Annotated in this window: 11 protein-coding genes; 1 reads left to right on the top strand and 10 read right to left on the bottom strand. The window is 67.8% G+C overall.

All coding sequences use genetic code 11. The features are described from left to right. Positions 1-4: 4 nt before the first annotated feature. From WME82_RS36190 to WME82_RS36150, 9 genes are all read right to left on the bottom strand, one after another. A complete protein-coding gene (locus WME82_RS36190) occupies positions 5-475 on the bottom strand; it encodes a hypothetical protein (RefSeq protein WP_438039041.1) in 471 nt (156 codons plus the stop codon). A gap of 81 nt (positions 476-556) precedes the next feature. Next, positions 557-940 carry a DUF4150 domain-containing protein gene (locus tag WME82_RS36185; RefSeq protein WP_437741064.1) on the bottom strand — a complete coding sequence of 128 codons (384 nt, stop codon included), beginning with the start codon at positions 938-940 and terminating at the stop codon, positions 557-559. Positions 941-946: 6 nt separating this feature from the next. Then, entirely contained in the window at positions 947-1,537 is a 591-nt protein-coding gene (locus tag WME82_RS36180) for a DUF3540 domain-containing protein (RefSeq protein WP_438039040.1), read from the bottom strand. A gap of 67 nt (positions 1,538-1,604) precedes the next feature. Continuing rightward, entirely contained in the window at positions 1,605-2,696 is a 1,092-nt protein-coding gene (locus tag WME82_RS36175) for a pentapeptide repeat-containing protein (RefSeq protein ID WP_438039039.1), read from the bottom strand. 7 nt (positions 2,697-2,703) lie between these two features. Continuing rightward, positions 2,704-5,778, bottom strand: coding sequence for a DUF2169 family type VI secretion system accessory protein (locus tag WME82_RS36170; RefSeq protein WP_438039038.1), 3,075 nt, complete (start codon positions 5,776-5,778; stop codon positions 2,704-2,706). 82 nt (positions 5,779-5,860) lie between these two features. Then, complete coding sequence (locus tag WME82_RS36165) at positions 5,861-8,275, bottom strand: type VI secretion system Vgr family protein (RefSeq protein WP_438039037.1); 2,415 nt, start codon at positions 8,273-8,275, stop codon at positions 5,861-5,863. A gap of 249 nt (positions 8,276-8,524) precedes the next feature. Then, positions 8,525-9,358, bottom strand: coding sequence for a hypothetical protein (locus WME82_RS36160; RefSeq protein ID WP_438039036.1), 834 nt, complete (start codon positions 9,356-9,358; stop codon positions 8,525-8,527). A gap of 1 nt (position 9,359) precedes the next feature. Beyond that, on the bottom strand, positions 9,360-9,824 hold the full coding sequence (locus WME82_RS36155; protein ID WP_438039035.1) for an ABA4-like family protein: 465 nt from the start codon (positions 9,822-9,824) through the stop codon (positions 9,360-9,362). Between the two features lie 79 nt (positions 9,825-9,903). After that, positions 9,904-10,668 carry a TetR/AcrR family transcriptional regulator gene (locus WME82_RS36150; RefSeq protein WP_438039034.1) on the bottom strand — a complete coding sequence of 255 codons (765 nt, stop codon included), beginning with the start codon at positions 10,666-10,668 and terminating at the stop codon, positions 9,904-9,906. A gap of 231 nt (positions 10,669-10,899) precedes the next feature. Here WME82_RS36150 and WME82_RS36145 point away from each other — a divergent pair, with 231 nt between their 5' ends. Further along, a complete protein-coding gene (locus WME82_RS36145; protein ID WP_438039033.1) occupies positions 10,900-11,493 on the top strand; it encodes a Uma2 family endonuclease in 594 nt (197 codons plus the stop codon). A gap of 55 nt (positions 11,494-11,548) precedes the next feature. Here WME82_RS36145 and WME82_RS36140 read toward each other — a convergent pair whose 3' ends face one another. After that, the gene (locus WME82_RS36140; protein ID WP_438039032.1) at positions 11,549-12,514 is read right to left on the bottom strand and encodes a hypothetical protein; all 966 of its coding nucleotides are present in this window, start codon (positions 12,512-12,514) and stop codon (positions 11,549-11,551) included. Between the last annotated feature and the right edge of the window lie 52 nt (positions 12,515-12,566).

Genomic DNA, 12,566 nt, shown 5'->3' with positions numbered 1-12,566 from the left:
CCCCTCAGCGAGCGTTGCAGGCGAAGACGTGCTCGATGGCGTCCACGCACATCTGCTCCGCCACCTCTCGGGTGACCCGAGACAGCACCCGGAACCGCGTGAGCTCGGTCAGGGTCTGGTAGACGTTGACCTCGGCGATCACCTCTCCGTCGCCCGCGGCCTCGGCGCTGTAGAAGAGGCGGATCAGGTTGTTCGCCTTCGCCGGCACGCCCCGGAGCAGGAGGTGAAACTCGATGCTGGGGGTCTTCTCGCCCACGTCCTGCTCGATCCGGTAAGCGTGGCCTGACGAGGCGAGCTCACCGCCGATGGCCTCGAACGTGGGAACGAAGATGTCGGCCAGGATCCGCCGGAATTCATCAATGAACACCTGGCGCCGGTCCGGCGGGGTGGAGCCGTTCGTGCTCCGGGCCAGGCGATCGCCGTATTTCTTTTGAATGATCCCCAGGCGGATGCGGGTAGTTTCATCGATGGCCACGTGGGTGTCCCTCGGCGCTCAGAGCAGGGCGGGATCTCGGGGCGCTCTCGCGGGCGGCTCTCGCGGATGACCGAGCGGACGTCACTTGAGAATCAGAACCTTGGTCTGGCTCGGGACAATGGTCGTCGAGTTCGTGTTGATCTGGTTCCCGAGGCCGTTGGCGCTGAGCACCACCGCCGGTTTTCCCTGCCACAACGTGTTGCGAGAGAACCGGAGACGCCTCGCGGGGCCCATGTTGCGGCCGGAGATCACGCCGCCAAGGAGCCCGGGGTTGTCGCCGGAGGTGAGCGGAATGGTCGTCGCCAGGGTATGGACGGGAGCGGGCCCGATGCGCACCTTGTACGCGGGGGACGTCCCCATGGGCTTCGCCGCAAAGTTTGGAAACGGGACGGGGATGGTCGTCGGAAGACGGCAGACGTCCGGGATGCCAAAGTCCATCCCGCCGCGCGATGTGATTGCAAACATGTTCGGTCACCCTACCTGGATCTGATCGGCGTCGATCTTCACGACGTGGCACGCGGTGATCTTGGCGTTCTCGCTGTGGATGGCGAGGTTGCCCTTGGCCGCATAGTCGATGCGCTCGGCGCGCACATGGTCAGCCTCTTCCACGATGCGGTAGGAGCGCTTCACCCTCTGTGACAGCCGTTCGAGCGCCGAGTCGAGGCTCCGGCCGATCAGCTTGGCCCGGTCGACCTCCCCGCGAGCCATCTTGCTGAGGAACGTGAACAGCTCCAGCGCGACGTGCCCCTCCTTGGCCTGGACACGGAAGGTCGATGCGGCCATCGAGAGGTCCTTGCCGGCTGCCACGTGTACACCGTCGGGCGCCGCGATGCCCAGCGAGCCGCGCCGCAGACGAATCTGGAGATCTCCGTCGGAGACGAGGTGTGAGGGCGCGCCTTCCTCCCGCTCGAGAACGGCGAGGATGTAATGCGCGCCGTTCACGGCGGTGAGGAGCACCAGGTCTCCGGGGGCGGGCTCCAGCAGGCAGCTCGTCGCGCGCTTCGCGCGGACCTCGCCGCTCTCGGTCTCGACGATGTACGCGGAGCCATCGACGCGGAGCACGGCGCCGTGTTCGCCGTGGGTTTCCCGCTGGGTTTGTCTCGCTCTTGCTGCGCTCTGCATGGTTTCCTCATGAGTGAGGGGTGCGTTGACTGCCGGCAGGCCTCCCAAGGACGTTGGCCTGCCAGTCTTCTGCTTCCTTGAGCTCCTGGTCGTCTCCGTGCGCCAGCGCCTTGCTCGGCGGCCATGTCGTGCCCTTGTCCGTCACACGGTGCAGCCGCGCGCGCGACAGCGTGGCGTCGGAAAAGTCGGCGAAGGACACGTCGGCGTGGGAGAAGTCCGCATGGCTCAGGTCTGCCCGGCAGAAGCGGGCGCCCGGGCAGCTCGCCCGGTGCCAGACGCTCATCTCGAGCCGCGCGCCCGCGAGGTTCGTGGCGCCCGCGCGCGCGTCGACGAAGAGCGCCTGGCTCAGGTCGGCCTGGGTGAGGCTCGCGTTCATCAGGGTCGCTTCGACGAAGTCGGCCAGCTGGGCGACGGCGCCGTCCAGCCGAGCCCCGGTCAAGTCGGCGCCCTTGAAGCCACATTGCGTCAGCGTGGCCCCTGAAAAGTCGCAACCGCGCAGGTCGGCGTTTGTAAATTGCGTTCTGCTGAGGTCCATCCGCCGGAAGTCCTTGGGCCCCATCCGCACCTCGACCAGGATCGCTTCCACGAGGGTGATCCCCGTGAGAATGGCCTGGGACAGGTCCTGACGGAACAGGACGGCCCTGGTCAGGTTGGCCTGAGAGAAGTCCGTGCCCTCGAGCGTGACGCCAAACAGGGTGCCGTCGGTCAGGTCGGCCCGGACCAGTCGGGCGTTCTTGAGCTGGGCATGGTCGATGGTAGCCGACGAGAGGTCGGCTCCGGTCAGATCGGCCGATTCGAGGTCCACGGCCGAGACGCTCGCTCCAACCAGCGAGGCGCCGGCGAGCACGGCCCCCGCGAGCGTACAGTCCATGGCCGTGCCAAGGTGAAAATCCAGCCCCTTCAGGTTGGCTCCCGCGAGGTCACAGCGGTGAAAGATCGCCTCGCGCACCTTGACGCCGGTGAGGTTGGCGTTGGTGAAGCGGACATCTTCGAAGATCCCGCCGGAGAGGTCGAGCCCCGACAGGTCGAAGCCCGACAGATCCAGCTCCGAAACGACCTCTTCTTGTTCGATCAGCTTGCACAGCGCTTCCCTGTCCATGCTCCCTCTAGGCCGGTATTACCCTGAGTCGCTTGAGGTTGGCGCCGGCGAAGCTCGTGTCGTCATCTCCAACCATTCGATCGGCGCATGCGCTGAACAGGTTGGCTTTCTCGAAGTTGGCCCCCTCGACGCACGCGCTGTTCATGATGCTCTGCCTCAGGTCGGCGGCGTAGAGCGACGCCCTGGTGAGGTTGGCGCGGGTCAGCATGGCTTCGGCGAGGTTCGCGCGATCGAGGCTCGCCTGCGTCAGGTCGGCCTCGTTGAGCAGCGCGCCGCGCAGGTCGGCGTCGGAGAGGTCGCTGCCGGCGAGGCTCGTCCCCATCAGGTTCGCGCCGGCGAGCGTCGCGCCGGAGAAGTCTGCGCCGGCGAAGGACGAGCCCATCACGCTCGTGAGGTCCTTTGCCATCACCTTTCGGAAGATGGCGCGGTCGCCCTGGGCGGCGATGAAGGTGGCGGAGCTCAGGTCGACGCCGGTGAAATCGACCTCGGTCACATTCACCTCGTTGAAGGTGCACCCCGAGAGCCGCGCGCCCACGAGGCGCGCTCCCGTGAGGTCCACCTGCTGGAACATCGCCTCTTCCGCGACGACGTTCTCCAGGTTGGTGTCGCAGAAATTGGCCTCGGAGAGGTCGGCGCGCGAGAGATTGGCGCCGGACAGATCCGCTCCCCAGAGGTCCGCCTTGACGAGCACGGCCTCGCCGAAATCGACGCCTCCCGTGGCCTTCACGTCCCGCAGGCACGCCGAACCGAAATTGGCTCCGTTGAGCCTGGCCTCCGAGAGATCCGCGGCCTCCAGGTTGGCTCGCGCCAGGACGGCTCCCGTGAGCTTCGCCTTTCGCAGGACGCTCCCGGTGAGAAAGGCCGACTCGAGCATGGCGCCCTCGAGGTCGATCCCCTCGAGGTCGAGGTGAGAGAGGTCGGCGCCCGTGAGGTCGCACCCCGCGAAGCTCCGCCCCTCCTTGTGCCCGGCCTCCACTTCGCGGCGAAGCCGCAGCGATTCTTCGCTGTCGAGGGGCGCGGAGGCCGCCAGGAGGTGCGCGAGCCGCGGCCCGTCTTCGCCCAGCTCGGCGAAGGACGAAGCCCTGTCGTCCAGATCCTCCGCAGACGCGAAGCCCTCGCCGTCCGCAGGCTCACCGCCCCAGGCCTCGTCCTCGGGCAGGGCGTGGGCAGCCTCGGGCGCCTCGTCGGGGAGGTGGAATGTGTCGTCGAGGTCCTCGTCAGCGGCGGCCTGGGTCTCGTCCTCGAAGGCTCGCCAATCCAGCGACGACACCAGCGCTTCGGTCTTCTCCGGCGTGAGGCCCTCGCTCGTCAGCGACCGCCGCATGCGCTCGCGGACCTCCGACATCCTGATCTCGCTCGGGCGCTCGGCGTCGTTCTGACGCGCCCTCGCCAACAAGGCACCGACGTCGACCCCGTGCGCCGTCAGCCCGCTGCCGAGCTTGCCCTCGACCAGGCGGACCACGGCCTCTTCGGATTCTTCCGGGTCATCGAGGGACTCGAGGTCATCGGAGGGCTCTTCCTGGGCGAGGTGCGCCTCTGGATCGATGCCATGGTCTCGCAGCTGCCTCTTGCCCCATTCCGTGAGCGCTTCCTGCGCGCGAAGCGCTTCGGCCTCCTCGGGCTCGTCTTCCAGGGCGGGCGTCGTCGCCGAGGCTGCGAACGCGAGCGCCTCCGGGTCCGCCTCGTGGTTCACCCCCGTGTCCGCCTGGGACCACGCGGGGCTCTCCTCTTCCTCCGGCTCCGTGCCCTCTGGGAAGTCCGTGGCTGGCTCCGCCTCGTCCTCGTCGGCCGCGGCGACGAGGTGCTCGGCGTCCGTCCCCACCTCGGCGAGCTCGGCCTCGACCGCTTCGACGTCGGGGTCCTCCGCTGCTCCCGCTTCGTGGACACCGGTGGTGACGACACCGGCGGCGGCCGCGGCTCCAGCCGCGCGCTTGACGGATCGAGCCGGAGTGCCCCCCAGAAACCCCTCCCGCCTGAGCTTCGACGCGAGCCCGGAGAGCGTGTCATCGGGCAGCGGCGGCGCCTCCGGATCTTCGGGCTCGGGCATGAGCATGTCGTCCTGGTCATCCGGGAGATCGTTGCTCGCAAGGCCAAGCCGGGGGATCAGGTAATCGTGGTAATACGCGACGGGCCTGGGAGCACCCATGGCTTCGCAGGCGACCAGCACGGCGACCACGTCGTCTGCGTCGTCCTCGGAGATCTCGATGCCGCCGCGGAAGAGGGCGACCCCTCGCTCGCGGTGCGGGAACAGACGCACCGTGTCGAGCTTCATCGCGGGCTCGTGGATCTCCACACCGTCGCTCGCCTTGAGGACGACGAAGCATCGACTTACAACCCCGGGGAGGGCGCCTTCGATCCGGGGCTTGTCGGGGTGCATGTTCTCGACCACGAAGGCCTCGTCGCCCCGGAAAAACCCGTCGACCTGCTGGTCTTCCGGGGCCATGTTGAACAGCGTCGGGTCCAGATCCCGCGCAAGACCAGGGAAGCACTCGTCGCGCCACGCCGCGTCGTAGGTGCCGATCTTGGAGAACCGCTGGGGCCACGTCAGGTCGTAGCCGTCGAGGCCGGCGGGCATCGGGCAGTCGCTGCGCGCGTGGATGAGGTGCCTGGGCGACTCGATGTTGGGGAGCGCCGCGCTCTTGTCGCCGTGGCCTTTGCCCAGCGGGTTCCTGGCGAAATCCTTCCCGCCAAAGGCGTTTCGCCAGGTGACGGGCATCTCGGTGAAGGGCGCCGGGTCCGACATGCCGAGCATCCCCCACGTCCGGTCGCCGATGACGTAGAGGCTCTTGTTGATGGGTCCGAGCTGGACGCGGACCGAGCTCGCGGGGCGGGCGACGCGCCCCGGCGGATAGCAGCGGCCCGTGACGAGGAGCTCGCCCCGGGTCTTGGGGTTGAACTCGTCGAGGAGGCCGTCCTCGCCGAGCTCCTCCATGGCCATCTTCCAGACCGTGGGCTCATAGAGCAGCCGGGCCGGCCGGTCGTAGGAGAAGCCGACGAAGGTGGTGACCACGAGGTGCGGGGTGCGCTGGTGCATGAAGACCCTCGGCACCACCCCGAGGCGCATGGGCTTGACGATTTTCATCCGACGGACTCCAGGGTGGCGGGCTCGATGGGGCGTTCGACTCGGCGCTCAGCGCGAGGCTGTTCCACAAGCAGCAGGTGAATTACTGGATGAGGTGCAGCTGCCCCTTGTGGAAGCCGAGCTGGTACTGAATGCGATACAGCTCGACGCTATGCTTGAGCCCCTTCGCGTTGACCTCCGCGAACGTCACTTTCTTTATCTCTTTGGGGGCATATTTGTATGCCAGACCGTTGATCCTCTCGGTCTTGGTTCCCTTGATGATCTCGATCCGCGACCCGATCGTGGTTTTGTAGAGCCCGGTGATGGTGCTTTGAGCGGCGCCGTTGATGGTGCTCTCGCTCGCCCCGTTGACCGTGGTTTTTCTCAGTCCATGGATCGTGGCGGTGTTACCGCCCCTGATCGTCTTCGTGCTCCCCCCCGTGACGTTGGTCGTTCGCCCTCCGTAAAAGTTGCTGGTGGCGTGACCGCGGACGTCCGCACGTCGCGTGCCGTTGATATCGACCTCGCTGGTGCCGTTGACCGTCGTCTGGTTCGACACGTGGATCGTCGTCTCTCGCCCGTTGAAGAAATTGCTCTTGTCGCGGCCCTGGATATTGGTGTTACGCCTCCCAAAGACGCGCAAGCTGCTGTTGCCCCTGATGGTGGCGACGCGATCGCCCACGAGCATGAACGTGTCGTCGCCCCCGATCCTCGTGGTCCGATTCCCCGTGATGGCCGTCTTTCGGTTGCCGCGGAGGATCGTCTTCTCATTGCCGAGGATGGTCGTGTGGCGATAGCCCAAGATCACGTTCTGTGAGTATCCAGCGATGAAGCTCCCGGCGTACCCCCCGACGGCGCTCAAGCTGAAGCCCCCGATCACGCTCTCGGAGATGCCCACGGTGATCGCCGTTCGGTTGCCAGTCACGATGTTCTCGGAGCTGCCTCCGATCCACACATAAGCGTGGCCTTGCGACTTGACCTCGTACGACGCGCCGCCGTTGGGCGCCCCCATCCGGAGGTAGGTGTTGTCATAAGGCGTCGACAGCGTGACCCGCTCTTGCCCGGCCTGGTCTTCGAGCTCGAGCCGGTTCCGCCCGCCCGTCTGGATCACGTTCCGCGTGTTGTTCCCCGACGTGACCGGGCTCGGCGTCAGCGCGTTGGGCGCGACGCCGACGATGGCCGGCCGGTCGGGATCGCCCCCCTCGAAGGCGCACATGACCTCGACGCCAGCGCGCAGCGGGAAGTGGAAGCCCTCGATGCCGCCGCCGTGGGGCTGCAGCATCCGGACCCAGGTCGACGCCTTCCCCCCGCTCAGGTCGCTCTCGTCGAAGTGGAACTTGATCCGGTAGCGACCATGGGTGTCGATCTGCGCGTACTCGCTGACCGCCGCGCCCTCGACGATCGCGATCTCGGTGCCGTAGATGCGCGGCCACTCGGTGACCTGCGGCGCGCGGAACTGCGTCGTCACGGGGATGGCCTTGGCCTCCATGCGGTAGTTCTCGGTCCACGTCGTGAAGTCGCGGAGCTCGGGCATGTCCGGGGCCTGGTTGGACCAGTGCTCGACCTCGATGGTCAGGTACTTCGTGTTGAACGCGGCCCGCGGGTGGTCCTCGATCTCGAAGGTGAACCCAGGGACCACCGTCGCTGCCTTGCCCATCGCCTGGTAGACGACGCCGGTCGCGGAGAGGCTCTCGGCCTTGATCCGCGCCAGCCGCGCCCCGTCGCCCGACGAGAAGAACCGCGCGCCGTACAGGCTGACCTCGCCGAAGCCCTTGGGGCTGACCGACGCCTGCCCGGTGACCGGTACGGCCGGCGTGGCGTAGTTGTAGTCCTTGAGGCGGACCGTGCCGGGCATGGCGTCATGCCGGCAGGTGAAGGCGTGGAACGTGTCCTTCGCGGTGTTGGCGCCGCCTGGCTGCGGGTAGTAACGAATGGGCTTGCCGCCATGGGGCTGATGGGCCGACTTGTCATCGACCAGCACCAGCGTCTCGCCGCCCTCCCCATGCTCGAAGTAATAATAGATGCCTTCGCGCTCCATCCACCGGGCGACGAAGGCATAGTCGGTCTCGCGGTACTGACAGACATGCTCTTCGGCGGTGTAGGAGCCCTGGAGCTGGAGGGAGCAGTCCGTGACGCCGCCCTTCTGGAGGACGGCTTGAAGGATCGCCGGGATGGCCTGCGCGGTGAAGACACGGCTGTGAAACGACATGGCGAGCAAGGCGAGGCGCGGGACCATGGTGGCCCGGAAGACGGACCGGCCGGCGAATTCGTTGATGAGCTCGATGCTGCCGAGGACGCCGCTCCGAAGGAAGGGCTCGCCGCCGTCGCTCCGCTCCAGGGAGATGCTCACCGGCTGCCCCACGGCCGCCGCCATATCAAAGCTCTGGCCGACGTCGTTCGTCATCACCAGGTAGAGCTCGAAGCGATAGGGCTTCGAGATGCCCTCGGTGCCGTGAAAAGCTACGAGCTTGGTGGAAGAGGGCAGGGCGCTTGATTGGACGACAAAATTGTCAGGCATGGCGAGCCTCGCGGGGGGGAAACAGCGGCAGGCGCAGACGCGCTGGAGAGCCTAGACGGAATTTGTGTCAGTTGTGTGGCGTGGCGCCTGCTTGTTGTTGTCCGTCGGTGGCGATGAAGTGACGGATTCATTGCAGGCGCCGTCGTCCGGTGGATGACGTCCCGCTCGCGCCCATCGTCACGCGGCAGCGGTCCGCGCCGGCTCGCCTCGTTGACCCCAGCCGCGCAGGATCGCCGTCCGCTCGGCGCGCTACATCCGAATCAGCGGTCGCCCTGCGAGGGCCGTCAGGAAGAGCGCCAGCGCGACGGCGCCGTAGCCGATGCCGAACGCGATCACCCATCCCACTGCCCGCCGCGTGCGCGGCCCCGACCCCGGCGCCCGCGCCGACAGCCAGTACCCGACCAGCGGGACGGCTTGCAGCGCGTGCATCCCGAAGAAGTGGGCTATGCGCAGGTCGCCTCCTCGCGTGCTCCAGTTGACGGCGGGGAGCCCGGGCCCGCCGTCGGCGACGCCGACGCTGTGCGCGTTGTGCGCCGACATGAAGCCGCCTTCCGCGCAGGCCAGCAGGAACAGCAGGAGACCCAGCCGGATGCCCCAGAGATACGGGGCCGGCAGCGGAGGTCGCGTCGCCCAGAACCTGTACGCGAGGTACGCCGCGAGCGCCGTGTTCACAAGGATGGCGATGCCCATGAGCGCGAACACCGCCCCGTCGAACAGCGTCGATTGATTGAAGTGCGACGCCACGCCCCGCGCCGCCTGCGCGGTGATCGCGATCATCTCGAAGCTCACCATCGCCACCGTGCCCCAGACGACGGCCCTCCGGCCTCGCGGCGGCAGCGCGACATCGCCGACGAGCCAGTTGATCGTCAGGAGGTAGATGGCGATCGAGGCGGCGAATTTCGCGGGCTTGATCCACGGGTTCACCCCCATCACGAGGCGCGCGTCGAGCGGGGCGACGGCGAGCAGCAGGACGAGCAGCGCGACGTGGGCGGCCGCCGCCATGAACAGGACGGGGCTTCGCCGGAGGAGCTCCTCGATCGAGCGAGGCAGCGAGAGCGAGGGGCTCAGCGAGCGGGCGCTCATGTCAGGCCTCCCCGGCGCGGCGCGGAGCCGCGGTCGTGACGACGGCGCGCGGCGATCGATCGGCGATCGCACGGACGGCGAGGTAGAGCGAGAACCCCATCGGCCCGAGCATCAGCGTCAGATAGAGCACCGGGGCCATGAGCCACGGCGAGATGTCGCGATCGCGGCTGTCGAGGTACACCCACCGGCCCACGAAGAGATCGAAGGCGAGGAAGTGAACCCAGCCGATCGTGGCGCCCGCGGGCGAGCCGAGCAGCGGGGCGACCGAAGCGAGGCTCGGCTGGTTGACGATCGGGAACACCTCGCGGATGACCGGGAGGACGAGCGCCGTGTAGAGCAGCGCGGGCGCTGCGACCACGAGCGGCGACTCCATGATCCGCCGCGTCCATCGAGAGCGGGGCAGAAAAACCATCAGGAACCAGAACGGCATCACGAGGAAGCCGCTCAGTCCAAAGACCCTATCCATCATACCCTCCTCCGGCTGCTTGTTGTAACGATGAAACTATTCGTAACAGTGTTAACTTTGCGGGAAAAAAAGAGAGCGATCAGGGGCGCAGGCCTCGGACCATCATCTTCATGGCGATCTCCAGGGTCCGGTCGACGTCGTCGGCCGTGAAGCGGCCGCGATCGGCCAGGCCGAGGGCGGTGATCCCGTGGACCAGGGCCCAGACCACCTGGCTGTGGCGCTCCACGTCGCCGCGCTGCATCGCGCCGGCGTCCATCGCGGACGCGACCGCGTCTTGCAGCACGTTGAACGAATCGATCATCGGCTGTTGCCGCGCTTTCCGCTGGTCGAAGACGAAGTCGAAGCGCTGCATGAACATCAGCCGGTAGTGCACCGGGTTGTCCATGCCGAAGCGAACGTACGCGGCGCCGAGCGCCACGAGCCGCTCGATCGGGTCCGCCGTGCTCTCGGCGGCGGCGACGAGCGCGCGCTGGAACTCGGTGAAGCCGTCGTGAACGATGGCGAACAGGAGATCGTCCTTGTCCTCGTAATAGCGGTAGATCGTCGTCGCCGAGTAGCCGATGCGCTCGGCCACCTGGCGCATCGAGAACGCCTCGTAGCCCTGCTCCAGAAACAGCTCGCCCGCCGCCGCCAGGATGGCGCCCCGCAGGTTCTCCTTCTGCTGCTCGCGGCGCTGCTGGCTCGACGCCTGCAGGCGCTCCGCCTGGGTCGTGCGGCTGGTCTTCGTGGTCTTCGGGCGCGAGCTCGCCATGTCCGTGTCGCCTGGCCTCCGGGCGGCGCAGCCGCCGCCATCGTCGTGCGTAACGGTGTTACTTTTTATAACGATGGCATCGTCTGCCGTCAAGGATCTCTTCATCGAGCGCGTTGCGGCGGTCTCCCGGGCCTCTCGGGCCCGCCGTCATCCCCTGCCAGCCCTCATGCCTCGCGCCTCGCCGACGCGCGGCGGAGGCATGCGCGCGCCTGGTGGGAGCAGCGGCGGGCCGCCCTCGCGGTACACCCCTTGCGGCAGGCGTGATAGGCTCTGTTCATGGTCCAGGCCGCGGCTCGTTCACCCGCACCCGCGTCAGGCCGGCGGATGTCGCTCGTCGAGTGGGCGGCCCTGCCCGAGGATGAGCCGGGCGAGCTCGTGGACGGGTTGCTCGTGGAGGAAGAGGTGTCCGGCTACGTTCACGAGGTCGTGGTCGGCTGGTTGATCCACATGCTCCGCGCCTGGATCACCCCCCGCGGCGGGCTGGTGGGCGGCTCGGACGCGAAATTCGCGGTGAAGCCGCAGCGGGGCCGGAAGCCGGACGTGACCGTCTTTTTCCCCGGGAACCGGAGGCCACCAGCGCGGGGGCTCGTGCGTATCCCGCCCGATATCGCCGTCGAGGTCGTCTCTCCCACGCCGAGCGACGGGCGCCGCGATCGTGTCGAGAAGCTCCGCGAATATGCCGCCTTCGGGGTGCGCTGGTACTGGATCGTCGATCCGCAGCTCCGGAGCATCGAGGTCCTGGATCTCGGGGCGGATGGGCGCTACGCGCACGCGCTCGACGCGACCGATGGGAGCATCGATGTGCCTGGATGCGAAGGGCTCCGGCTGGATCTCGATGCGCTGTGGGGGGAAGTCGATTTGCTCGGCGCCGAGGAGGGCGAAGCGCCGGAGGAAGACCAGGAGAGCTTGCCGCGGTAGCCTGCCGGCGGCGCCTCACGGCGCCGCCCTACGTCAGCTCGCCTCGCCGGTGCGGTCAGTTGATGGGCACGAACTCCACACACGCCTCTTCGATCGCCGCGAAGGCGTTCGTGAGGCCGTCCTCGAGGTGCCCTTCGCACAGATCCCAGAAGAAGCCACGGCCGTCGGCGGCGAACAGGTCCACGAGCTCCTGCATGTCCTCGGCCTCTTGCGCGCTCCCGTATGCGCCCTCGCACTCCCGCCTCCCGGCGATGCCGAGGAACACCACGTTCTTCGCGTCGCCCTTCGCGGCGACCAGCCGATCGTGGATCTGCTGCGGCGTCTGGCGCGGGACGGGCTGCTCGTCCTCGTCGGTGATCGCCACCACCACGAGCAGGGCGTCGTTGCGGAGGAACCCCGCGTTCTCGGCGGTCGAGAACGGCGGCTCCAGCGCGGCGGCGACGGAGGACGCGGGCTGCTCGTCGTCGCTGTCGCCGGTGCACTCGACGTCGTCCCCATAGAGATCTGCAGCGCACTGGAACTCGCTCGTGAGCGCGGTGCTCGTGCTCTCCATCCACGCCTTGCCGCTCTGGAACGAGCACTCGCCCGCGGCGCCGCGCGTGTGGAAGTTGGCGGGAAGGGGGCAGGCGTCCATCACGGCCGCGCGGAAGTCGAGGATGCTATCGATATTGAGCAACGCCTGCGCGAACGCCGGGAACACGACGTCGCGCATCGTTGCCTTCTCCTCATCCATGCTCGAGGAGTTGTCGAGCGCGAACACGACATCGACGTGCTCGCACCCCGAGGAGGCCGCGCCGCTGCCTCCTCCCCCGCTGGTCCCGCTGCCGGACCCGCTGCCGGACCCGACCCCCTCGCCGAAGGAACCTCCTTGGCCGCTCGAGCCACTCCCCTGCCCGCTGCCCGCGCCCGAGCCCGAGCCGCCCGGCGAACCGCTGGTATCGCTCGTGCCCGAGTCCCCGCCGCAGCCCACGAGACCCACCGTCGCCGCGCAGAGCGCCGCGCACCATGCCCTGAGATCCATGCCGCTCTCCTTCGCTCTAAGTTAAGGGCGCAGTGCCCCTGCCGTTCGCCGC

It is taken from the genome of Sorangium sp. So ce128 (genome assembly GCF_051525245.1).
Taxonomy (GTDB): Bacteria; Myxococcota_A; Polyangia; order Polyangiales; family Polyangiaceae; genus Sorangium; species Sorangium cellulosum_B.
Note: the sequence above shows the minus strand (reverse complement) of the source record. Positions and strands in the feature narration are given on the sequence as shown.